The organism is Agromyces sp. NPDC058136, from assembly GCF_042884375.1.
Classification (GTDB): Bacteria; Actinomycetota; Actinomycetes; order Actinomycetales; family Microbacteriaceae; genus Agromyces.
The window spans coordinates 943,016-966,617 of record NZ_JBHVUA010000001.1 but is presented as its reverse complement, the minus strand read 5'-3'; the positions used below and the strand labels follow the sequence as shown (position 1 = coordinate 966,617).

Sequence of the window (23,602 nt, the reverse complement as noted above, 5' to 3'; positions counted from 1 at the left end):
AGAACGATGAACCTGAACCACCACACGGCCGCCGAACCGAGGTCGCGCCGCAAACCCTCGACGACCCGCCTCGTGAGCCTCGCGCTCGCCGCGGCGATCGGCGCGGCGGTGATCGCGGCGCCGCTCGGCGCCGCCGCCGAGGAGTTGCCGGCCGCACCCGCGGTGCCTGTGCCCACCGAGAGCACCGAGCCGCCTTCGGCCGAGCCGACCGACCCGGCGGGGCCGGGTGACGCCGCCGGAGGAACCGAGACCGCGGACGCCGCCGAGACCGCCGAGACCGCGGATGCCGCCGAGACCGCGGAGGGCGCGGAGGGCGCGGAGAGCGCCGACGCGACCGGCTCGGCCGACGCCGCAGCGAAGTCCGGACCCTCACTGCCGGATCCGAAGGCCCTCCTGCCCGAGCCTCAGCCGTTCGGCCCGGTGAACACCGCACCCGTCGCGGTCGACGACCACTGGCAGATGGTGCAGGACACGACGCTCCGCGTCGCCGAGCCGAGCGTGCTCCAGAACGACTTCGACCCCGACGGCGACGGCTTCAACCTGGTCGACTCGACCTACCCGGCGGTCGGCGACCGCGAGGGCTGGGGCCTCTTCCCTGGCTTCGCGTACACGCCGCCGGCCGGCTTCACGGGCACCGTCACGTGGCAGTACCTCATCCGCGACGAGCACGGCGACGCCGACCTCGAGAGCGAGTGGGCGACCGTCGAGATCGAGGTGCTCCCGACCGGCAGCGAGGTCGCCCTTCCGCCGGTCGCCGCCGACGACACCTACCTCTTCACTCCCGGCGCACCGCTCTACATCGCCGACTTCCAGGGCCTGCTCGTGAACGACGCGCTCGACGGCCAGATCGTGACCTCGCTCGAGTTCCCGTACGGCCACCAGATCGGCAACGGGCAGGTGACGCTGCTCGGCAATGGGGGTGCGTTCCTCGCCGACGCCGGGGACTCGGCGCCCGACCTCCACTACCTGCAGTACCGCGTGTGCACGACGGTCGCGTGCAGCGACGCCACGCTCTGGCTCTACCCGGCCGAGCCCGGCGTCGAACCGTCGGGCCCCGACGCCATTCCGGAGGCGCCGGTCGCGACGGCCGACGTCTACGGCGTCGTCCACGACACGGTGCGCACGGTCTCCGCGGCCGAGGGGCTGCTCGCGAACGACAGCGACATCGAGCTCGGCGAGGCGGGTGAGCTGCTCGAGGCGATCGTCGACACGACGGGGCTCGCAGGGCTCCTCCAGTGGTCGACCGACGGTTCGTTCACGTACACGCCGCCGGCCGGCTTCACGGGTACCGACACCTTCCACTACTACGTCAACGACCAGCACGCCTACACGAGCCGGACGGTGACCGTCGAGCTGCAGGTCGGCGACGGCACGGTCAACCACCGGCCGGTCGCGGTCGACGACCACTACACGGCGGTCTCGGGCGAGCCGCTGTACGTGCCGGCGCCGGCGCAGATGGAGAACGACACCGACGCCGATGGCGACGAGCTCGACTTCGCGGGCTCGGGCGGCCAGCCGATGGGCACGTGGTCCACCCTCTCCGACGGGTGGTCGCTCTACACTCCGCCGGTCGGATTCGTCGGTACCGACCGCCTCACCTACACCGTGCGCGACGAGCACGGGCTCGTGAGCGCGAACGCAGCGGAGATCACGATCGAGGTCGTGCAGGGCGACGGCGAGCCGAACACGCCGCCCGTGCCGGCGTCCGACCGCTACTTCGTGCCGGCGGGGCAGACGATCACCGTGCCGACCGCCGCGGGACTCCTCGCGAACGACCAGGACGCCGACGGCGACCCGCTCGCGGTGCTCGTCGCCTACGACGCGCTCGGCCACGGCGAGGCCGAGGTGGCGCCGGACGGCTCCTTCACGTTCACGGCGGAGGCCGGGTTCGACGGTTCGGCCTGGCTCGAGTTCTCGATCACCGACGGTCGCAGCGAGGTCGGCTCGATGTCGGCCGAGTTCGTGATCTCCAGCGAGGGGGAGGAGCCGGTGCCCGACCCGACCGACCCGACCGACCCGACCGATCCCACCGATGGGGAGGGCGAGACCCCCGCCCAGCCCGAGGGCGAGCCGGCTCCGGCGACGCCCGCGCGGCCCGAGGAGGCGTCACCGGCGGCCGTCGCGTCGACCGAGGAACCCGGCGCCCGCTCGCTCGCCGACACCGGCGCCGAGGTGCGGGGCGCCGCCGAGGCATCCGCCCTGGCGCTGCTGCTCGGTCTCGTGGCGCTCGTGGCGGCGCGACTGCGCCGACGCGGGGCCGCAGGGTAGCCGTCCGGCTCGTGCGCCCCCGTCCGGATTCCGGCCGGGGGCGCACGTCGTGCTCAGCGCCCGAAGAGCCGGGCGAGGAATCCGGTCGAGGGCTCCCGCTCGTGTCCGGTGCAGCGCTCGGCGCGGGACACTCCGCGCATCACGGCGTCGACGTGCTGGCCGCAGCCGGCCCACGTCGTCTTTCCGCACTCGCGGCAGGTGACGGCTCGGCACATGGGTTCTCCTCCGGGGTCGATGGGGTCGAAAAGGTGACCGCGTCCATCATAGGAATACCCGGAGGGTATTTCTGACCACCCGGGCGGCGCCTGCTCGGATGCCACGGGGCGGGCCGGATTCCGCGGAGAACCGGGGCTCGTGGCATCCGCCGATCACCGAGAACCGGCTATATACCGGACATCTCGAAACAAATCAAGAATCTCGCTGGACTTGGCGCGTCATATCGCATATAGTTGAGGTTTGCGCTCCCAGACCCTGCATGCCTTCATATTGCGGTCGGCTTCGTGCGTGTCGAGATCCTGTGGTCTTCGACGTCCGCACCATGTCTGAGGGGTACTGAACTCTCTCCGCTACCGACAGTGAACCGGCCCGACGGGGCCATGGAGGTTATTCACTTGGCTGCTGCGCGCAACGCAACCACGCCCACCCCCAAGAACGGACGCGGTGCAAGCCGCCTCTCGTTCGCGAAGATCGCCGATACCCTCACGGTACCCGACCTCCTCGCGCTCCAGACCGAGAGCTTCGACTGGCTCGTCGGCAACGACGCTTGGAAGGCCCGCCTCGCCGAGGCGCAGGCCGCAGGTCGCACCGACCTGCCCGAGACCACCGGCCTCGAGGAGATCTTCGAGGAGATCTCCCCGATCGAGGACCTCGGCGAGACCATGCAGCTCTCGTTCACGAACCCCGAGCTCGAGCCTCCGAAGTACACGATCGACGAGTGCAAGGAGAAGTCGAAGACCTACTCCGCACCGCTGTACGTGAACGCGGAGTTCATGAACCACCTCACGGGTGAGATCAAGACCCAGACGGTCTTCATGGGCGACTTCCCGCTCATGACCCCCAAGGGCACCTTCGTCATCAACGGCACCGAGCGCGTCGTCGTCTCGCAGCTCGTCCGTTCGCCCGGCGTCTACTTCGAGCGCACCCCCGAGAAGACCTCCGACAAGGACATCTACTCGGCGCGCGTGATCCCGAGCCGCGGCGCATGGCTCGAGTTCGAGATCGACAAGCGCGACCAGGTCGGCGTCCGCATCGACCGCAAGCGCAAGCAGTCGGTCACCGTCTTCCTCAAGGCCCTCGGCCTCACCTCTGAGGAGATCCTCGAGGAGTTCGCCGGCTACGAGTCGATCGCCCTCACCCTCGAGAAGGACAACATCCTCACGAAGGAAGAGGCGCTCAAGGACATCTACCGCAAGCTCCGTCCGGGCGAGCAGGTGGCCGCCGAGGCCGCGCGTGCGCTCCTCGACAACTTCTACTTCAACCCGAAGCGCTACGACCTCGCGAAGGTCGGCCGGTACAAGATCAACCAGAAGCTCGGTCTCGAGGCGCCCCTCACCGACTCGGTGCTGACGGTGCAGGACATCGTCGCCACGATCAAGTACCTCGTCGCCCTCCACGACGAGCGCGAGACGCTGCCCGGCCGCCGCGGCGGCAAGGCCGTCGACCTCCGCCTCGACGTCGACGACATCGACAACTTCGGCAACCGTCGCATCCGCGCGGTGGGCGAGCTCATCCAGAACCAGGTGCGCACCGGCCTCAGCCGCATGGAGCGCGTCGTCCGCGAGCGCATGACGACGCAGGACATCGAGGCGATCACCCCGCAGACCCTGATCAACGTGCGACCCGTCGTCGCTGCGATCAAGGAGTTCTTCGGCACCTCGCAGCTGTCGCAGTTCATGGACCAGAACAACCCGCTCGCGGGCCTGACCCACAAGCGTCGCCTCTCGGCGCTCGGCCCGGGTGGTCTCTCGCGCGACCGCGCCGGCGTCGAGGTCCGTGACGTCCACCCCTCGCACTACGGCCGCATGTGCCCGATCGAGACCCCTGAAGGCCCGAACATCGGCCTCATCGGCTCGCTCGCGTCGTTCGCGCGCATCAACTCGTTCGGCTTCATCGAGACGCCGTACCGCAAGGTCGTCGCCGGCAAGGTCACCGACCAGATCGACTACCTCACCGCGATGGAGGAGAACGACTACATCGTCGCTCAGGCCAACGCGCCGCTGAAGGCCGACGGCCACTTCTCGGAGGAGCGCGTGCTCGCCCGTCAGAAGGGCGGCGAGGTCGACATGATCCACGCCGACGAGATCGGCTACATGGACGTCTCGCCGCGCCAGATGGTGTCGGTCGGCACCTCGCTCATCCCCTTCCTCGAGCACGACGACGCGAACCGCGCCCTCATGGGTGCGAACATGCAGCGTCAGGCGGTGCCGCTGCTCCGCAGCGACTCGCCGTACGTCGGCACCGGTATGGAGGGCTACGCCGCGATCGACGCCGGTGACGTCGTCACCGCCGACAAGGCCGGTGTCGTCACCGAGGTCTCGGCCGACTCCGTCACGGTCCAGCTCGACGAGGGCGGCACGCAGACCTACTTCCTGCGCAAGTTCGACCGCTCGAACCAGGGCACCTCGTACAACAACCGCGTCATCGTGACCGCGGGCGAGCGCATCGAGGCCGGAGAGGTCATCGCCGACGGCCCCGCGACCGACAACGGCGAGCTCGCGCTCGGCAAGAACCTGCTCGTCGCGTTCATGCCGTGGGAGGGTCACAACTTCGAGGACGCCATCATCCTCAGCCAGAACCTGGTGAAGGACGACGTCCTCTCCTCGATCCACATCGAGGAGTACGAGGTCGACGCCCGCGACACCAAGCTCGGCAAGGAGGAGATCACCCGCGACCTCCCCAACGTGAGCCCCGACCTGCTCTCCGACCTCGACGAGCGCGGCATCATCCGCATCGGCGCCGAGGTCCGCCCCGGCGACATCCTCGTCGGCAAGGTCACGCCGAAGGGCGAGACCGAGCTCTCCGCCGAGGAGCGCCTGCTCCGCGCGATCTTCAACGAGAAGAGCCGCGAAGTCCGCGACACCTCGCTGAAGGTGCCTCACGGCGAGCAGGGCACGATCATCGCGGTCAAGGAGTTCTCGGCCGAGAACGACGACGAGCTCGGCTCGGGCGTCAACCAGCGCGTGGTCGTCTACATCGCCCAGAAGCGCAAGATCACCGAGGGCGACAAGCTCGCCGGCCGTCACGGCAACAAGGGCGTCATCTCGAAGATCCTCCCCGTCGAGGACATGCCGTTCCTCGCGGACGGCACGCCGGTCGACGTCGTGCTCAACCCGCTCGGCATCCCCGGTCGAATGAACTTCGGCCAGGTGCTCGAGACCCACCTCGGCTGGGTCGCCAAGCAGGGCTGGAAGGTCGAAGGCAAGCCGACGTGGGCCAAGCGCCTGCCCGAGGCCGCCCACGAGGCCGCCCCCGGCACCAAGGTCGCGACCCCGGTGTTCGACGGCGCCTTCGAGGAGGAGATCGCGGGTCTGCTCGACTCGACGCTCCCCAACCGCGACGGCGAGCGCCTGATCGACTCGAGCGGCAAGACGCAGCTCTTCGACGGCCGCTCCGGCGAGCCCTTCCCGTACCCGGTCTCGGTCGGCTACATGTACATCCTGAAGCTGCACCACCTCGTCGACGACAAGATCCACGCGCGTTCGACGGGCCCGTACTCGATGATCACCCAGCAGCCGCTCGGTGGTAAGGCGCAGTTCGGTGGCCAGCGATTCGGTGAGATGGAGGTCTGGGCGCTCCAGGCCTACGGCGCCGCGTACGCGCTGCAGGAGCTCCTCACGATCAAGTCCGACGACATCCTCGGCCGCGTCAAGGTGTACGAGGCGATCGTCAAGGGCGAGAACATCCAGGAGCCCGGCATCCCCGAGTCCTTCAAGGTGCTCATGAAGGAGATGCAGTCGCTCTGCCTGAACGTCGAGGTGCTCTCGGCCGACGGCACGGCGGTCTCCCTCCGCGACACCGATGACGAGGCCTTCCGCGCTGCGGAAGAGCTCGGCATCAACATCTCCGCGCGCTTCGAGTCGTCGAACATCGACGAGATCTAAGCCAGGCCAGTAGACGACTACAGAGACTTTCCAAGGAGAGAAATTGCTCGACGCAACGACTTTTGACGAGCTTCGGATCGGCCTGGCCACCGCAGAGGACATCCGCAAGTGGTCCTACGGCGAAGTGAAGAAGCCCGAGACCATCAACTACCGCACCCTCAAGCCCGAGAAGGACGGTCTGTTCGGTGAGCAGATCTTCGGGCCGAGCCGCGACTGGGAGTGCGCGTGCGGCAAGTACAAGCGCGTGCGCTTCAAGGGCATCGTGTGCGAGCGCTGCGGCGTGGAGGTCACCAAGTCCTCCGTCCGCCGCGAGCGCATGGGCCACATCGAGCTCGCCGCCCCCGTCACCCACATCTGGTACTTCAAGGGTGTTCCCTCGCGCCTCGGCTACCTGCTCGACATGGCGCCGAAGGACCTCGAGAAGGTCATCTACTTCGCCGCCTACATGGTGATCGACGTCGATGACGAGGGCCGTCACGCCGACATGCCCGGCCTCGAGAACGAGCTCCGCCTCGAGATCAAGACCATCGGCGACCAGCGCGACGCTCGCATCGCGACGCTCATGGCGCGCAAGGAGGAGGAGCTCGCGGCCCTCGAGGCCGAGGGCGCCAAGAGCGACCAGCGCAAGCGCGCCGAGGCCGCCGCCGACAAGGAGATGACCCAGGTCCGCAAGTCGGGCGACGAGCAGATCGCGCACCTCGAGCGCGTGTGGGAGGACTTCCGCACCCTCAAGGTCGGCGACCTCAAGCCCGAGGACTCGGTCTTCCACGAGCTCCAGGACCGCTTCGGCATGTACTTCGACGCCTACATGGGCGCCGAGGCCATCAAGAAGCGCCTCGAGGCGTTCGACCTGGCCGCCGAGGCGGAAGACCTGCACCTGCAGATCGCCGAGGGCAAGGGCCAGAAGAAGATCCGCGCGATCAAGCGTCTGCGCGTCGTCAACTCGTTCCTCGCGACGGGCAACTCGCCCGCGGCGATGGTGCTCGACGTCGTGCCGGTGATCCCGCCGGAGCTCCGCCCCATGGTGCAGCTCGACGGTGGCCGCTTCGCGACCAGCGACCTCAACGACCTCTACCGTCGTGTGATCAACCGCAACAACCGCCTTCGTCGTCTGCTCGACCTCGGTGCTCCCGAGATCATCGTCAACAACGAGAAGCGCATGCTGCAGGAGGCCGTCGACGCGCTGTTCGACAACGGCCGCCGTGGTCGCCCCGTCACCGGTACCGGCAACCGCGCCCTCAAGTCCCTGAGCGACATGCTCAAGGGCAAGCAGGGTCGCTTCCGCCAGAACCTGCTCGGCAAGCGCGTCGACTACTCGGGCCGTTCGGTCATCGTCGTCGGCCCGCAGCTGAAGCTGCACCAGTGCGGTCTGCCCAAGCAGATGGCGCTCGAGCTCTTCAAGCCGTTCGTGATCAAGCGCCTGATCGACCTGAGCCACGCTCAGAACATCAAGGCCGCCAAGCGCATGGTCGAGCGTTCGCGCCCGCAGGTGTGGGACGTCCTCGAGGAGATCATCCGCGAGCGCCCCGTGCTGCTGAACCGTGCGCCCACCCTGCACCGTCTCGGCATCCAGGCGTTCGAGCCGCAGCTCGTCGAGGGCAAGGCCATCCAGCTCCACCCGCTCGTCTGCGCCGCCTTCAACGCGGACTTCGACGGCGACCAGATGGCCGTGCACCTTCCCCTCTCGGTCGAGGCCCAGGCCGAGGCGCGCATCCTCATGCTCGCCTCGAACAACATCCTGAAGCCGTCGGACGGCCGTCCGGTGACCCTGCCCTCGCAGGACATGATCATCGGTCTGCACCACCTGACGACCGAGAAGCCCGGCGCCGACGGTGAGGGCCGCGCGTTCTCGTCGATCGCCGAGGCCATCCTCGCGTTCGACCAGAACCGCCCCGGCGACCTCGAACTCGACCTCGGCGCGAAGGTGAAGATCCGTCTCGACGGTCTCTACTTCGCCGAGGGCGACGAGCCCGAGGGCTTCGTGCAGGGCAAGCCGTTCCTCATGGAGACGACCCTCGGTCGCGCCCTCTTCAACGAGGCGCTGCCGGTCGACTACCCGTACTTCAACCGCCAGGCCGGCAAGGGCCAGATCTCGGAGATCGTCAACGACCTCGCCGAGCGCTACCCGAAGACCGAGGTGGCCGCGACCCTCGACCGGATCAAGGACGCCGGCTTCCGCTGGGCGACCCGTTCGGGCGTCACCGTCGCGCTCTCCGACATCATCACGCCCCCGAGCAAGGGCGAGATCGTGTCGAAGTACGAGAAGCAGGCCGCCAAGGTGCAGTCGCAGTTCGAGAAGGGTCTCACGACCGACCTCGAGCGTCGTCAGGAGCTCATCCAGATCTGGACGAAGGCCACCGACGAGGTCGCCAAGGCCATGCAGGAGAACTTCCCGACCGACAACACCATCAACCGCATGGTGACCTCGGGCGCTCGTGGTAACTGGCTGCAGGTTCGCAACATCGCCGGTATGCGCGGTCTCGTGAACAACCCGAAGGGTGAGATCATCCCTCGCCCGATCATCTCGAGCTACCGCGAGGGCCTCTCGGTCGCCGAGTACTTCATCGCGACGCACGGTGCCCGCAAGGGTCTGGCCGACACGGCCCTCCGTACGGCCGACTCGGGATACCTCACGCGTCGTCTGGTGGATGTCTCGCAGGACGTCATCATCCGCGAAGAGGACTGCGGCACGTCGAAGGGCCTCGAGCTCCCGATCGCCACGGTCGACGCCGCGGGCGAGCTCGTCCGCGACCCGAACGTCGAGAACTCGGTGTTCGCCCGTTCGCTCGCCGCTGACGCGGTGAACGCCAAGGGCGAGGTCGTCGCCGAGGCCGGCAGCGACGTCGGCGACGTGCTCATCAACGAGCTCATCGCCGCGGGCGTCGAGTCGATCCGGGTCCGCTCGGTCCTCACGTGCGAGTCGGCCGTCGGTGTGTGCGCGAAGTGCTACGGCCGTTCGCTCGCGACCGGCAAGCTCGTCGACATCGGCGAGGCCGTCGGCATCATCGCGGCCCAGTCGATCGGTGAGCCCGGCACGCAGCTCACGATGCGTACCTTCCACACCGGTGGTTCGGCCTCGGCCGACGACATCACGCAGGGTCTGCCCCGCGTGCAGGAGCTCTTCGAGGCCCGTACCCCCAAGGGTGCGTCGCCCATCGTCGAGGCTCCCGGTCGCATCACGATCGACGAGACCGACAAGCAGCGCAAGGTCATCCTCACGCCCGACAACGGCGACGAGCCGATCGCGTACAACGTGCTCAAGCGTTCGACCCTCCTCGTGGAGGATGGCCAGCACGTCGAGCTCGGTCAGCAGCTGATCGTCGGCACCGTCGACCCGAAGGAGGTCCTCCGGGTCAAGGGCGTCCGCGAGGTGCAGAAGCACCTCGTGAACGGCGTGCAGGACGTCTACCGTTCGCAGGGTGTGCCGATCCACGACAAGCACATCGAGGTCATCGTGCGCCAGATGCTGCGCAAGGTCACCGTCGTCGACCACGGCGACACCGACCTGCTCCCGGGTGAGCTCGTCGACCGCCTGAAGTACAACGAGATCAACCGTGCGACGCTCACCGAGGGCAAGAAGACGGCGTCGGCTCGCCAGGAGGTCATGGGTATCACCAAGGCCTCGCTCGCGACCGAGTCGTGGCTGTCGGCCGCGTCCTTCCAGGAGACGACCCGCGTGCTCACGCAGGCCGCCATGGAGGGCAAGAGCGACCCGCTGGTCGGCCTCAAGGAGAACGTGATCATCGGCAAGCTGATCCCGGCAGGTACTGGCCTCGGCAAGTACCGGAACGTCGCGGTCGAGGCCACGGAGGAGGCGAAGGCGGAGCGCTACCCGAACCGCATCTTCACCGACGACGCGGCCTTCAGCGAGGGCGACCTCAGCTTCGTCGACTTCGACGCGTTCTCGAGCGACGACTTCACGCCCGGCAACTACAGCTAAGCGCGAAGCGAGTTCCAGACGAAGGGCCCCGGAGGAATCCGGGGCCCTTCGCCGTACCCGGGGGGAGGGTGCGGGCGGGGGCGGTGCATGCGCTCACCGCGCGCCGAGGCGTCGAATCCGCGCGGGCGGCGTTACAGTTGCCGCACCGCGGGTGCGAGGGCGCCCGAAAGGAGCGCGATCATGAGCAGCACGACTCCAGGATCCGAGCCGGCCGACGAGGCCGGTCGGGACGACGCGAACGAGCCTGAATCCGACGCGATCCCCGAGGCGGCCGACACCGACGGGGCGCAGGCCGACGGCGTGGCCGACGAGCCCGCCGCGGTCGACGCGCCCGAGCCCGCGCCCGAGCCCGCGCCCGAGTCCGCGCACGAGCCCGCGCCCGCGCCCGAGCCCGCGTACGACCAGCCCGACGAGCCCGACACCGTCTCGTCCGCCGCCGACGATGCGGCGGTCGCGGCCGGCCCCGACGACCACCCGGTCGATGCGGATGCCACGGAGCCGGCTCCGCTCGACGAACCGGAGCCGGGCGGCGCATCGGAGACGAGCGCGCTCGATGCGGCGGTGCTCCGGGCGAACGCGGGCGCCGAGGCATCCGAGCCCGGCGACGGCATCGACGATGCCGAGACCGCACCGCAGCCGGTCGCCGCGGGATCGGTGCGCCGCGAGACCTACGTGCCGGCGTCCACCGCGGCCGTCGCTGCGGCGACGGGCGCCGCGACCCTCGCCCCCGAGCCGCCGAGCGAGCCCGTGTTCCCCGGTGGCCCGCAGACCGTCTACGTGCAGGCGCCCGAGCCGCCGCGCGCGAAGGGGAATCGCGCGTTCGGCACGCTCGTCGCGCTCATCGGCGCCGCCCTGTTCGCGGCGCTGTACGCGGGAGTGGCGTACCTCCTGCTGCTGAGCCAGGGCGACCCGGCGGCGGTGAACACCGTGTTCGTCGAGCGGTTCCTCGCGAAGCCCGTGTACTGGGTGCCGATCGTCGCCTTCTTCGTCGGCTTCACGCTGCTCGCCGCCATCGTCAACCGCGGCCGGTGGTGGGCCTACGTCGTGTTCGGCCTGCTCGTCGGCGTGCTCGTCTACTTCTCGTACCTCGGCGGGGCGCTGCTCACGGTCGAGGCGTGGACGCTCACGTTCCCGCAGGCGCAGTCGTTCATCGCCGACCGTTGGCTCGACCCGTTCGCGATCGTCGCGGCGCTGATCGCGCGCGAGATCCCGATCTGGCTCGGCGGCTGGATCGCCGCGCGCGGGCGCACGGTGACGGAGCGCAACCGCCTGGCCGTCGAGGAGTACGACCGCGAGCTCGCGGCGGGGCCGCAGCTGCAGCGCTGATCGGGCCCATGCAGGCCGGCGGTCCGGCGGCGTGCGATGCTGTTCTGATGAGACTCGAACTCGACGCCCCGAGCAGCGCATGGGTGCGCGTGCCCACCGACCCTTCGAGCGCGAGCGACGAGGGGTGGGTCGACGAGGCCCTCGCTGGCGTGCGTCGACGCCACCCGGGTGCGTCGGCGGAGCAGCTCGACGCCGTGCGCCAGGCCGTGCTGCGCGCCCGCGACGGCGTTCTGCCGGGTGCTGCCGTCGGGCTCCTCTACCTGCCCGAGCCGAATCCGTTCGGCCTCCTCGTGAGCATCGGCATCTCCGAGCCCCAGGCGATCGAGGGCTCGCTCGTCCGTGCGTTGCTCGGCGAGGCCGAGCTCGTCGGCCGACCGATCGTCGACCCGGTCGAGGTGCCGGGCGTCGGCGCCGGCATCTCGGTGCGCTGCCTCTTCGCCCCCGCCGCCGCCGACCGGAAGCCGGCCGCCGGCCTCGCCTACCTGCTGCAGGGGGAGCGGGCGACCGTGCGGGTGATGGCGAGCCCCGCCCCGCAGGAACTCGTCGCGCACGCCGCGCCCTCGCTCGCGAAGATCGTCGCCTCCCTCCGGCTCGTCGACTGACGAAGGCGCGTAGCCTCGGAGGGTGAGCATCGATCGATCGGCGGGCGAGTCGCATCCCGCGCGCGACGCGTGGGTCGTCGCGAGCTTCGCGACGGCGCTCGATCTCGCGCTCGTGGTGTGCGGCTTCGGGTTCGTGAGCCTGCTGCTCGATCTCGAGGTCGTGGGCGATCCGTCGGTCGGGCTGTTCGTCGCGCCGGCGGCGGTCGGGGCCTCGGTGGCGACGGTGTTCGTCGCGCTCGGCCTGCTGCTGCGCCGCCCCGAGCGGATGGCGTCGACGGTGCTCGTCGTCGCGGCCCTCGCGTGGCTCGCGTTCGTCGCGGTCGCGGCGATCGGCCACCTGCTCGGCTCCTCGACGGCGGTGCTCGCGAGCCTGCGCTTCGCGCTCGTCTTCGGCGTCGGATGGTTCGGCCTGCTGATCCCCGCGTGCGCGGCGCTCACGGCCTCGCTCGCGGTGCTCGTCGCGCGCGGCAGGCAGGGCGGCATGGAGCGCCCCCGCTGGCCGTGGGAGCGCGACGACGAAGAATAGGGCGGATGCCACGCGCTCCGCGCACCCGCCCGCACGCCGTCGCGGCGCGCCAGTCGTTCGCCGGTGGACGCAGTGCCGCACCCGGCGCAGTATCGTGAACCCGATGGAGGGTTCGGTCGAGGCGCGCGTGAGCCACGAGGTCGACCGCTGGCTGCAGTGGCTGCCGCGGTGGCGACCGGGCACGCACCGCGCCCGCGTGCGGCTCTGCCAGCGTTGCTTCGGTTCGCCGATCCTCGCAGCCGCGGGGCTCGACGTCGACATCCCGCACCCGGTGCAGCACGCCTTCTCGATGCGCATGAAGGGCGTGATCGACGTCTCCGTCGACGACTACACGGCCCGCAACCTGCCGATGCTGCACCGTGAGATCCGGCTCGCGGAGGAGCGCAAGGCCCGTCGCCCGTACCGCGCAGGGGAGGGGCTCGACCCCGAGTACCTCGGCCTCGAGGTCGATCCAGAACCGGTGCCCGACCAGCCGTTCCTCTTCACGCTCGGTGGCCTCGAGGCCGATGTCGCCGCCGAGGCGAACGAGCCCGCGCCGCGCCCCTTCACCCCCGAGGAGAAGGAGGCGCTCCGCGAGGAGGTCCGGCTCGCCGACGAGTTCGCCAAGCAGCTCGGCCGCCGCATCTGCATCGAGCTCGCGCAGCACCGGTACCGCATCGGCAACGCGGTCGAACGGCTCGTCGAGCCGCAGGTCGCCGAGATGCTCGCCGACCTCGATCGCGAGCTGGATGCCCCGGGGTGGGCCGGCTGACCACGGTGCCCGGGCGGCGTTCCGCCCTCGGAGAACGACGGCCCGTGGCATCCGCCCTCATTTGACCGTCAGGTTACGTGGCATTACCATAGATCGGGTGTGTGCGTTTCGGCGCGCACGCTCAGGGTGCTTTGCGCTGTTCCGGCTCCGTCGGTCAGCAGGTCACCCCCACGGCATACCCACCACTTGAAGGCACCGCAGTTCTGCGGTGCCGGTGGGTCTGATGTGAAATCCATCACCCGCTGTCACCGTGCAGCATCAACAAGGAGAAGCAGTGCCAACCATTCAGCAGTTGGTCCGCAAGGGTCGCTCGCCGAAGGTCACCAAGACCAAGGCTCCCGCCCTGAAGGCCAACCCCCAGCAGCGCGGCGTGTGCACGCGTGTGTACACCACCACCCCGAAGAAGCCGAACTCCGCGCTCCGCAAGGTCGCCCGTGTGAAGCTCTCGAACGGCACCGAGGTCACCGCCTACATCCCCGGTGAGGGCCACAACCTGCAGGAGCACTCGATGGTGCTCGTTCGCGGCGGCCGTGTGAAGGACCTCCCGGGTGTCCGTTACAAGATCATCCGCGGCGCCCTCGACACGCAGGCCGTGAAGAACCGCAAGCAGGCTCGCAGCCGCTACGGCGCGAAGATGGAGAAGAAGTAATGCCTCGCAAGGGACCCGCTCCGAAGCGCCCCGTCGTCGCAGACCCCGTCTACGGCTCGCCGGTCGTCAGCCAGCTCGTCAACAAGATCCTCGTCGACGGCAAGAAGGACCTCGCGCAGCGCATCGTCTACGAAGCGCTCGAGAACGTCGCCGCCAAGTCCGGCCAGGACGCGGTCGCCACCCTCAAGAAGGCGCTCGACAACGTGCGCCCCACCCTCGAGGTGCGCTCGCGCCGCGTCGGCGGTTCGACCTACCAGGTCCCCGTCGAGGTCAAGCCGCACCGCGCGAACACCCTCGCCCTCCGCTGGCTCACGAGCTACGCGAAGGCCCGTCGCGAGAAGACGATGACCGAGCGTCTCACCAACGAGATCCTCGACGCGTCGAACAGCCTCGGTGCAGCCGTCAAGCGTCGTGAAGACACGCACAAGATGGCCGAGTCGAACCGCGCATTCGCCCACTACCGCTGGTAGTAGGCCGGGTGGATGCCACGGCCCCGCGCCGCGGCATCCACCCGCCCCCCACCGTCCCTTCCTGAATCCTCCGGAGGAACCCCCGTGGCACAAGACGTGCTCACCGACCTGAGCAAGGTCCGCAACATCGGCATCATGGCGCACATCGATGCCGGCAAGACCACCACCACCGAGCGCATCCTGTTCTACACGGGCGTGAACCACAAGCTCGGCGAGACGCACGACGGCGCCTCGACGACCGACTGGATGGAGCAGGAGAAGGAGCGCGGCATCACGATCACGTCTGCCGCCGTGACCTGCTTCTGGAACAAGAACCAGATCAACATCATCGACACCCCCGGCCACGTCGACTTCACGGTCGAGGTCGAGCGCTCGCTCCGCGTGCTCGACGGCGCGGTCGCCGTCTTCGACGGCAAGGAGGGCGTCGAGCCCCAGTCCGAGACCGTCTGGCGTCAGGCCGACAAGTACAACGTCCCGCGCATCTGCTTCGTCAACAAGATGGACAAGCTCGGCGCCGACTTCTACTTCACGGTCGACACGATCATCTCGCGCCTCGGCGCGAAGCCGCTCGTGCTGCAGCTCCCGATCGGTGCCGAGAACGACTTCATCGGCGTCATCGACCTCGTCGAGATGCGCGCCCTCGTGTGGCCCGGCGACGCCAAGGGCGACGTGACCATGGGCGCCAAGTACGAGGTCCAGGAGATCCCCGAGGACCTCAAGGAGAAGGCCGCCGACTACCGTCAGCAGCTCCTCGAGACCGTCGCCGAGACCGACGACGCGCTCCTCGAGAAGTTCTTCGGCGGCGAAGACCTCACGGTCGCGGAGATCAAGGGCGCCATCCGCAAGATGGTCGTCAACTCCGAGATCTACCCCGTGCTCTGCGGCTCGGCCTTCAAGAACCGCGGCGTGCAGCCCATGCTCGACGCGGTCGTCGACTACCTCCCCTCGCCGCTCGACGTGCCCGCCATCCAGGGCCGCAACCCGCGCAACGAGGAAGAGATCATCGAGCGTCACCCCGACGCCACCGACCCCTTCGCAGCACTCGCGTTCAAGGTCGCCGTCCACCCCTTCTTCGGTCGCCTCACCTACGTGCGCGTCTACTCGGGTCAGCTCGACTCGGGTGCCCAGGTCGTCAACTCGACCAAGGGCAAGAAGGAGCGCATCGGCAAGATCTTCCAGATGCACGCCAACAAGGAGAACCCGGTCGACTCGGTCACCGCGGGCAACATCTACGCGGTCATCGGCCTGAAGGACACCACCACCGGTGACACCCTCTCCGACCCCGACAAGCAGGTCGTGCTCGAGTCGATGACCTTCCCCGACCCCGTGATCGAGGTCGCCATCGAGCCGAAGACCAAGGCCGACCAGGAGAAGCTCGGCACCGCGATCCAGAAGCTCGCCGAAGAAGACCCGACGTTCCGCACCGAGCTCAACCAGGAGACCGGCCAGACCGTCATCAAGGGCATGGGCGAGCTCCACCTCGACATCCTCGTCGACCGCATGAAGCGGGAGTTCAAGGTCGAGGCGAACGTCGGCAAGCCGCAGGTGGCCTACCGCGAGACGATCCGTCGTTCGGTCGAGAAGCACGACTACACCCACAAGAAGCAGACGGGTGGTTCGGGCCAGTTCGCGAAGATCCAGTTCGCGCTGGAGCCGCTCGAGGTCGAGGGTGACAAGACCTACGAGTTCTCGAACGAGGTCACGGGTGGTCGCATCCCCCGCGAGTACATCCCCTCGGTCGACGCCGGCTTCCAGGACGCCATGCAGTACGGCATCCTCGCGGGCTTCCCGATGGTCGGTGTCAAGGCACGTCTCCTCGACGGTGCCGCCCACGACGTCGACTCCTCGGAGATGGCGTTCAAGATCGCCGGTTCGATGGGCTTCAAGGAAGCCGCGAAGAAGGCGAACCCCGTTCTGCTCGAGCCGCTGATGAGCGTCGAAGTCCGTACTCCCGAGGAGTACATGGGCGACGTCATCGGCGACCTGAACTCGCGCCGCGGCCAGATCCAGTCCATGGAGGACGCCGCCGGTGTGAAGGTCGTGCGTGCGCACGTCCCGCTCTCGGAGATGTTCGGTTACATCGGTGACCTGCGGTCGAAGACCTCGGGCCGCGCGGTGTACTCGATGGAGTTCGAGAGCTACGCGGAGGTCCCGAAGGCTGTCGCCGACGAGATCGTCCAGAAGAACAAGGGCGAGTAGCTCCTTCCGAGGAGTTCGGGCCCTGCCCGCACGAACCTTCCGGTTCGCGTAACATATCAACACAACCCCCGTAGGCCTCCGGTCGCAATCCAGCGCCCGGCGGCTCTACACGAGTCCTGAGGAGGACCCACAGTGGCTAAGGCCAAGTTCGAGCGGACCAAGCCGCACGTCAACATCGGAACGATCGGTCACGTCGACCACGGCAAGACCACGCTCACCGCTGCGATCTCGAAGGTGCTTGCCGACAAGTACCCCTCGGCGACCAACGTTCAGCGCGACTTCGCGTCGATCGACTCGGCTCCCGAAGAGCGTCAGCGCGGCATCACGATCAACATCTCGCACGTCGAGTACGAGACGCCGAAGCGCCACTACGCGCACGTCGACGCTCCTGGTCACGCCGACTACATCAAGAACATGATCACCGGTGCGGCTCAGATGGACGGCGCGATCCTCGTGGTCGCCGCCACCGACGGCCCGATGGCTCAGACGCGTGAGCACGTGCTGCTCGCCAAGCAGGTCGGCGTGCCGTACCTGCTCGTCGCCCTCAACAAGAGCGACATGGTCGACGACGAGGAGATCCTGGAGCTCGTCGAGCTCGAGGTTCGCGAGCTGCTCTCGTCGCAGGGCTTCCCCGGCGACGACGCTCCCGTCGTTCGCGTCTCGGGCCTCAAGGCTCTCGAGGGCGACGAGAAGTGGGTCGAGTCGGTGCTCGAGCTCATGGCCGCTGTCGACGAGTCCGTTCCGGACCCGGTGCGCGACCGTGACAAGCCGTTCCTCATGCCCGTCGAGGACGTCTTCACCATCACCGGCCGTGGCACGGTCGTCACGGGCCGCGCCGAGCGTGGCACGCTGAAGATCAACTCCGAGGTCGAGATCGTCGGCATCCGCCCGACGCAGAAGACCACCGTCACCGGTATCGAGATGTTCCACAAGCAGCTCGACGAGGCATGGGCCGGCGAGAACTGCGGTCTCCTGCTCCGTGGCACCAAGCGCGAGGACGTCGAGCGCGGCCAGGTCGTCGTGGCGCCGGGTTCGGTCACCCCCCACACCAACTTCGAGGGCACTGCCTACATCCTCTCGAAGGACGAGGGCGGCCGTCACAACCCGTTCTACGCGAACTACCGTCCGCAGTTCTACTTCCGCACCACCGACGTCACCGGCGTCATCACGCTGCCCGAGGGCACCGAGATGGTCATGCCCGGCGACACCACCGACATGACGGTCGAGCTCATCCAGCCGATCGCCATGGAGGAGGGCCTCGGCTTCGCCATCCGCGAGGGTGGCCGCACCGTCGGCGCCGGTACCGTCACGAAGATCATCAAGTAATCTTCGCGATACGCGACCTGTGAGGGGGTCGGGCTTCCACTGGAGGCCCGGCCCCCTTCGTCGTACAGGGCCCGGCACGCATTCGCCGTGCGCCGTACGGAGTGCGCCGAAACCCCTATGCGTGAGCCGACGCCGCACATAGGGTGGAACCGATGGTCGGTTCCCCCTCGCCATTCGCTCGCTCAACGGTACGTCCCGAGATCCAGGCCCTCCGGGCGGTCGCCGTGGGGGCGGTCGTGCTCCATCACGGCTGGCCGGCCGTCGCGCCGGCGGGCTACATGGGGGTCGACGTCTTCTTCGTCGTCTCGGGGTTCCTCATCACGGGCCTGCTCATGCGCGAGATCGAACAGCGCGGCCGGCTCTCGCTCCGCGACTTCTACCTCCGCCGAGCCCGCCGCATCCTGCCCGCGGCGATGGCGACGCTCGCCGTCGTCTCCGCGCTGACGCTCCTGGTCGTCCCGCAGCGCGAGTGGCGCTCGTGGTTCCGCGAGATCATCGCGTCGACGCTGTACTACGAGAACTGGCAGCTCGCGGTCGACTCCCAGATCCCGCGGCGGGCCGACCTCGAATCGACGCCCGTCCAGCACTTCTGGTCGCTCTCGGTCGAGGAGCAGTTCTACCTGTTCTGGCCGATCCTCATCATCGCCGCGCTCTGGATCGCGGCGCGCCGCGCCGCGGCATCCGTCACCGTCGTGCTCGTGACGCTCTCGGTGGTGACCGTCGCGTCCTTCATCCACTCGGTGCTCCTCACCGCGCAGGACGCGAACCTCGCCTACTTCTCGACCTTCGCCCGCACCTGGGAGTTCGGCGTCGGCGGCATCCTCGCGATCGTCAGCCGCTCGCCGCGCACCGATCGGGCGGGCGTCCGCTCGGCGGTCTCGTGGGCCGGGCTCCTGCTCATCGCCGTGCCCATCGTCGCGTTCCGCTCGCCCGAGGTGTTCCCCGGGTTCGTGGTGCTGGTGCCGGTGCTCGGCACGCTCGCCGTGATCTGGGCGGGGATGCCCGTGGCGGTGTGGTCGCCCGCTCGCCTCGCGGCGCTCCGGCCCGTGCAGTGGACCGGCGACGTCTCGTACTCGCTGTACCTCTGGCACTGGCCGATCTTCATGTTCACCCCCTACCTGACGGGGGTCCCGAGCCCGCCGTGGCTGATGGCGGTGCTCGTCGCCCTGTCGTTCCTCGTCGCCGGGCTCTCGAAGCGGTGGATCGAGGACCCGTTCCGGCACGGCCGGCGGGGGATGCGGCTCCGCCCGGTGTTCCTCCTCAGCGGGATGGCCGGGGTGATCGCGCTGATCGTCGGCGCCGGGGTCGTCGCACCGACGGTCGCGGCCGAACGTCAGGTCGCCTGCGAGCGTCGCAGCGACGAGTAGGGCTCAGCCCATCTCGACGCCGTCGATGACGGTGCTGACGTCGATAGACCCCTCGACGCTTCGGCCGACCGTGCACGCGCGCTCGATGGAGCGGACCATGATGTCGAGGAGCTTCTCGCGCTCGGCGGGGTCGAGGCCCGAGAGATCGAGCACGAGTTCCTCCTGGATGCGCTCGTAGCGGTTGGATGCCTCTTCGGACTGCCCGTGCGCCCACACCGTGAGTTCGGCGTCGTCGCCGAGGCGCCTCGTCATCGGCCGATCGACGGAGAGCCCGACGCACCCCGCGAGGGCGAGCTTCAGCAGCTCACCGGGGGAGAAGTGCTCGCCCTCCACATCGAGCCCGCCGATGGCGACGGTCGCGCCGCGTGCGTTGCGGCCGACGTAGCGACGGGTGCCGATCCGCGTCGCCGAGACGCTTCCGGGGCCCTCGTTCGTGCTCGGCTGGGGGGTGGGTTCGGTCATGGCGTTCCTCCTCGATCGGCGCGGTCCTGATTCCATCATGCCGAACGTCGGCGCGAGGCATCCGAGCGCGCGATTCTCGTTGGTGGAGGCCGCGAAACTGCGACCTCCCTGTGAGGAGAGCCGGGCGCGACACGCCCGGGTTGCACGGAAGTCGGGACTGTGGCAAACTCGTTGAGTTCAACATTTCGAACGCGTGCCCTCGTGCGCGCGTTCGAATCACTGTCAGGCAGTGCATAACCACTCGAAGCGCAGCTCCGAGGTCAGGTTAGGCGGCAGGCAGCAGAACACACAACCGACAACCACAGGGCAGGGGCCTTCTCCTGCTGCGTGCGCGCCGGTTGGGGCTCGAAGGTCGAGCGTGTCGAGGGCACCGCCCCGGGTCACCCGGGAGGGTGGCTTCGACAGGCTCGATCACCGGCCTTTGACAGAAGAACAGTGGTGCTTCACACGGAGTAGCTACGCGGCGTCCGATGCCCTCGGAAGGGGTAAGACGCCTTGACAGAGAGAGAGTCAGCAATGGCGGGACAGAAGATCCGCATTCGACTGAAGTCGTATGACCACGAGGTCATCGACACCTCGGCGCGCAAGATCGTCGACACGGTGACCCGCGCGGGCGCCACGGTCGTCGGCCCCGTGCCGCTTCCGACGGAGAAGAACGTGGTGTGCGTCATCCGCTCGCCCCACAAGTACAAGGACAGCCGCGAGCACTTCGAGATGCGCACCCACAAGCGTCTCATCGACATCGTGGACCCGACGCCCAAGGCCGTCGACTCGCTCATGCGTCTCGACCTCCCGGCCGACGTCAACATCGAGATCAAGCTCTGAGGTAACAGATGTCTTCCGCTACCAAGAACGTGAAGGGTCTGCTCGGCACCAAGCTCGGCATGACCCAGGTCTGGGATGAGAACAACAAGCTCGTTCCGGTCACCGTCATCGAGATCGCCCCGAACGTGGTCACGCAGCTCCGCACCGTCGAGAAGGACGGCTACGAGGCTGTCCAGATCGCCGCTGGCGCCATCGACCCGCGCAAGGTCAACCAGCCCGCCGCCGGCCACTTCGGCGCCGCAGGCGTGACCCCCCGCCGCCACGTGACCGAGGTCCGCACGGCTGACGCCGCGTCGTACTCGCTCGGCCAGGAGCTCACCATCGAAGGCGCCTTCGAGGCCGGCCAGCTCGTCGACGTCGTCGGCACGAGCAAGGGCAAGGGCTTCGCCGGTGTCATGAAGCGCCACAACTTCAAGGGCGTCTCCGCTTCGCACGGTTCGCACCGCAACCACCGCAAGCCCGGCTCGATCGGTGCTTCGTCGACCCCCAGCCGTGTCTTCAAGGGCATGCGCATGGCCGGTCGCATGGGTGGCGAGCGCGTGACCGTGCTGAACCTCCGCGTGCACGCCGTCGACGCCGAGAAGGGCCTCATGCTCGTCAAGGGCGCGGTTCCCGGTGCTCGCGGCCGTCTCGTTTTCGTCCGCAACGCAGTGAAGGGGGCGTAGTCCATGGCTACCGCCAACACCATCGACGTGCTCGACGCGACCGGCAAGAAGTCCGGCTCGTTCGAGCTGCCCGCCGAACTCTTCGACGTGCAGACCAACGTCCCGCTCATCCACCAGGTCGTCGTCGCCCAGCTCGCCGCTGCGCGTCAGGGCACCCACAAGACCAAGACCCGCGGTGAAGTCTCGGGCGCTGGTCGCAAGCCGTTCAAGCAGAAGGGCACCGGCCGCGCTCGTCAGGGCTCGATCCGCGCTCCGCACATGACCGGCGGTGGCGTCGTGCACGGCCCGCAGCCGCGCGACTACTCGCAGCGGACCCCCAAGAAGATGATCGCCGCTGCCCTGCTCGGCGCCCTCTCCGACCGCGCTCGCGGTGGCCGCATCCACGCGGTCGACGGGTTCTTCGCCGGCGAGACCCCCCGCACGAAGGACGCCATCGCGCTCCTCGGCGGCATCGCCCCGGCCAAGCACTTCCTCGTCGTGCTCACGCGCGGCGAAGAGCTCGCAGAGCGCGCCGTCCGCAACATCCCGACCGTGCACGCGCTGCCGGTCGACCAGCTCAACGCCTACGACGTGCTCGTCGCCGACGACATCGTCTTCAGCGCCGCCGCGCTCGAGGCCTTCGTGGCCGCGAAGTCGGCGAAGAAGGAAGAGGTCTCCGCATGAGCGCCGCTCACAACAAGGACCCGCGCGACATCATCATCGCGCCGGTCGTCTCGGAGAAGAGCTACGGCCTGATCGACGAGGGCAAGTACACGTTCATCGTGGACCCCCGCTCGAACAAGACCGAGATCAAGCTCGCCATCGAGAAGATCTTCAACGTCCAGGTGGCGTCGATCAACACCCTGAACCGTCAGGGCAAGACCCGCCGCACCCGGTTCGGCATGGGCAAGCGCAAGGACACCAAGCGCGCGATCGTCACCCTCAAGTCCGGCTCGATCGACATCTTCACGGCTGTCGGCTAAGGAGCAGAGGTAGAAAATGGCTATTCGTAAGTACAAGCCCACGACCCCGGGTCGTCGCGGTTCGTCGGTCGCCGACTTCGCGGAGATCACGCGTTCGACTCCCGAGAAGTCGCTGCTCCGCCCGCTGTCGAAGACCGGTGGTCGCAACAACCAGGGTCGCATCACGACCCGTCACATCGGTGGTGGCCACAAGCGCCAGTACCGCGTGATCGACTTCCGTCGCAACGACAAGGACGGCGTCAACGCCAAGGTCGCGCACATCGAGTACGACCCCAACCGCACCGCGCGCATCGCGCTGCTCCACTTCGTGGACGGCACCAAGCGCTACATCCTGGCTCCGAACAAGCTCTCGCAGGGCGACATCGTCGAGTCGGGCCCCGGTGCCGACATCAAGCCGGGCAACAACCTGCCGCTGAAGAACATCCCCACCGGTACCGTCGTGCACGCCATCGAGCTGCGCCCCGGTGGCGGTGCCAAGATGGCTCGCTCGGCCGGCGCCTCGGTGCGTCTCGTCGCCAAGGACGGCCCCTACGCGCAGCTCCGTCTGCCCTCGGGCGAGATCCGCAACGTCGACGCGCGCTGCCGCGCGACCGTCGGCGAGGTCGGCAACGCCGAGCAGTCGAACATCAACTGGGGCAAGGCAGGCCGCAAGCGCTGGAAGGGCGTCCGCCCGACCGTCCGCGGTGTCGCGATGAACCCGATCGACCACCCGCACGGTGGTGGTGAGGGCAAGACCTCCGGTGGTCGCCACCCGGTCAGCCCCTGGGGCAAGGCCGAGGGCCGTACTCGTCGCCCCAACAAGGAAAGCGACAAGCTCATCGTCCGTCGTCGCACCGTCGGCAAGAAGCGCAAGTAGGAGTAAGAGAAGATGCCTCGCAGTCTCAAGAAGGGCCCCTTCGTCGACGAGCACCTGCTTCGCAAGGTCGTCGTCCAGAACGAAGCCGGCTCGAAGAACGTCATCAAGACGTGGTCGCGTCGCTCGATGATCATCCCGGCCATGCTCGGGCACACGATCGCCGTGCACGACGGCCGCAAGCACATCCCGGTGTTCGTCACCGAGACCATGGTGGGTCACAAGCTCGGCGAGTTCGCCCCCACCCGCACCTTCCGTGGTCACGTGAAGGACGATAAGAAGGGCCGCCGCCGCTAAAGCGGTGGCGTGAA

The 23,602-nt window shown here is 68.4% G+C and carries 20 protein-coding genes; 18 read left to right on the top strand and 2 right to left on the bottom strand.

Annotated features, from left to right (window positions below):
* Positions 1 to 6 precede the first annotated feature (6 nt).
* Positions 7 to 2,268, top strand: a complete 2,262-nt coding sequence (locus tag ACFVTX_RS04565; RefSeq protein ID WP_386898369.1) for an Ig-like domain-containing protein — start codon at positions 7 to 9, stop codon at positions 2,266 to 2,268.
* A 53-nt stretch (positions 2,269 to 2,321) separates the two neighbouring features.
* Here the strand turns inward: ACFVTX_RS04565 and ACFVTX_RS04560 are convergent, their stop codons facing one another.
* A complete protein-coding gene (locus ACFVTX_RS04560; protein WP_386898368.1) occupies positions 2,322 to 2,483 on the bottom strand; it encodes a hypothetical protein in 162 nt (53 codons plus the stop codon).
* Positions 2,484 to 2,879: 396 nt separating this feature from the next.
* Between ACFVTX_RS04560 and ACFVTX_RS04555 the strand changes: the two genes are divergently transcribed.
* The 11 genes from ACFVTX_RS04555 (at position 2,880) to ACFVTX_RS04505 (ending at position 19,524) form a co-directional block, all read left to right on the top strand.
* On the top strand, positions 2,880 to 6,368 hold the full coding sequence (locus ACFVTX_RS04555) for a DNA-directed RNA polymerase subunit beta (protein WP_386898367.1): 3,489 nt from the start codon (positions 2,880 to 2,882) through the stop codon (positions 6,366 to 6,368).
* A gap of 43 nt (positions 6,369 to 6,411) precedes the next feature.
* Positions 6,412 to 10,308, top strand: a complete 3,897-nt coding sequence (rpoC, locus tag ACFVTX_RS04550; protein WP_386898366.1) for a DNA-directed RNA polymerase subunit beta' — start codon at positions 6,412 to 6,414, stop codon at positions 10,306 to 10,308.
* Between the two features lie 180 nt (positions 10,309 to 10,488).
* Positions 10,489 to 11,634 (top strand): hypothetical protein, encoded by a 1,146-nt coding sequence (locus tag ACFVTX_RS04545; protein ID WP_386898365.1) that lies wholly within the window; start codon positions 10,489 to 10,491, stop codon positions 11,632 to 11,634.
* 47 nt (positions 11,635 to 11,681) lie between these two features.
* Complete coding sequence (locus tag ACFVTX_RS04540) at positions 11,682 to 12,236, top strand: hypothetical protein (protein WP_386898364.1); 555 nt, start codon at positions 11,682 to 11,684, stop codon at positions 12,234 to 12,236.
* A 22-nt stretch (positions 12,237 to 12,258) separates the two neighbouring features.
* A complete protein-coding gene (locus ACFVTX_RS04535; protein WP_386898363.1) occupies positions 12,259 to 12,762 on the top strand; it encodes a DUF6121 family protein in 504 nt (167 codons plus the stop codon).
* Positions 12,763 to 12,865: 103 nt separating this feature from the next.
* A complete protein-coding gene (locus ACFVTX_RS04530) occupies positions 12,866 to 13,513 on the top strand; it encodes a spermidine/putrescine ABC transporter substrate-binding protein (protein WP_386898362.1) in 648 nt (215 codons plus the stop codon).
* A 274-nt stretch (positions 13,514 to 13,787) separates the two neighbouring features.
* The gene (gene rpsL / locus ACFVTX_RS04525; RefSeq protein ID WP_022889720.1) at positions 13,788 to 14,162 is read left to right on the top strand and encodes a 30S ribosomal protein S12; all 375 of its coding nucleotides are present in this window, start codon (positions 13,788 to 13,790) and stop codon (positions 14,160 to 14,162) included.
* Positions 14,162 to 14,632, top strand: a complete 471-nt coding sequence (rpsG, locus tag ACFVTX_RS04520) for a 30S ribosomal protein S7 (RefSeq protein WP_022889721.1) — start codon at positions 14,162 to 14,164, stop codon at positions 14,630 to 14,632. The genes rpsL and rpsG overlap by 1 nt, the downstream gene beginning before the upstream one ends.
* Before the next feature lie 84 nt (positions 14,633 to 14,716).
* On the top strand, positions 14,717 to 16,831 hold the full coding sequence (gene fusA / locus ACFVTX_RS04515) for an elongation factor G (RefSeq protein WP_386898361.1): 2,115 nt from the start codon (positions 14,717 to 14,719) through the stop codon (positions 16,829 to 16,831).
* Positions 16,832 to 16,963: 132 nt separating this feature from the next.
* The gene (tuf, locus tag ACFVTX_RS04510; protein ID WP_386898360.1) at positions 16,964 to 18,157 is read left to right on the top strand and encodes an elongation factor Tu; all 1,194 of its coding nucleotides are present in this window, start codon (positions 16,964 to 16,966) and stop codon (positions 18,155 to 18,157) included.
* A gap of 152 nt (positions 18,158 to 18,309) precedes the next feature.
* A complete protein-coding gene (locus ACFVTX_RS04505; RefSeq protein ID WP_386898359.1) occupies positions 18,310 to 19,524 on the top strand; it encodes an acyltransferase family protein in 1,215 nt (404 codons plus the stop codon).
* Positions 19,525 to 19,527: 3 nt separating this feature from the next.
* Here ACFVTX_RS04505 and ACFVTX_RS04500 read toward each other — a convergent pair whose 3' ends face one another.
* Entirely contained in the window at positions 19,528 to 19,986 is a 459-nt protein-coding gene (locus ACFVTX_RS04500) for an OsmC family protein (protein WP_386898358.1), read from the bottom strand.
* Positions 19,987 to 20,502: 516 nt separating this feature from the next.
* Here ACFVTX_RS04500 and rpsJ point away from each other — a divergent pair.
* The 6 genes from rpsJ to rpsS are packed head-to-tail and all read left to right on the top strand — an operon-like array spanning position 20,503 to position 23,588.
* A complete protein-coding gene (gene rpsJ / locus ACFVTX_RS04495) occupies positions 20,503 to 20,811 on the top strand; it encodes a 30S ribosomal protein S10 (protein WP_017201594.1) in 309 nt (102 codons plus the stop codon).
* A gap of 8 nt (positions 20,812 to 20,819) precedes the next feature.
* Positions 20,820 to 21,476 carry a 50S ribosomal protein L3 gene (gene rplC, locus ACFVTX_RS04490; protein ID WP_386898357.1) on the top strand — a complete coding sequence of 219 codons (657 nt, stop codon included), beginning with the start codon at positions 20,820 to 20,822 and terminating at the stop codon, positions 21,474 to 21,476.
* Between the two features lie 3 nt (positions 21,477 to 21,479).
* Positions 21,480 to 22,139 carry a 50S ribosomal protein L4 gene (gene rplD, locus ACFVTX_RS04485; protein ID WP_386898356.1) on the top strand — a complete coding sequence of 220 codons (660 nt, stop codon included), beginning with the start codon at positions 21,480 to 21,482 and terminating at the stop codon, positions 22,137 to 22,139.
* Positions 22,136 to 22,438, top strand: a complete 303-nt coding sequence (rplW, locus tag ACFVTX_RS04480) for a 50S ribosomal protein L23 (RefSeq protein WP_153685731.1) — start codon at positions 22,136 to 22,138, stop codon at positions 22,436 to 22,438. The genes rplD and rplW overlap by 4 nt, the downstream gene beginning before the upstream one ends.
* Before the next feature lie 16 nt (positions 22,439 to 22,454).
* Positions 22,455 to 23,294 carry a 50S ribosomal protein L2 gene (gene rplB, locus ACFVTX_RS04475; RefSeq protein ID WP_022889727.1) on the top strand — a complete coding sequence of 280 codons (840 nt, stop codon included), beginning with the start codon at positions 22,455 to 22,457 and terminating at the stop codon, positions 23,292 to 23,294.
* Between the two features lie 12 nt (positions 23,295 to 23,306).
* Complete coding sequence (gene rpsS, locus ACFVTX_RS04470; protein ID WP_022889728.1) at positions 23,307 to 23,588, top strand: 30S ribosomal protein S19; 282 nt, start codon at positions 23,307 to 23,309, stop codon at positions 23,586 to 23,588.
* Positions 23,589 to 23,602: the final 14 nt, after the last annotated feature.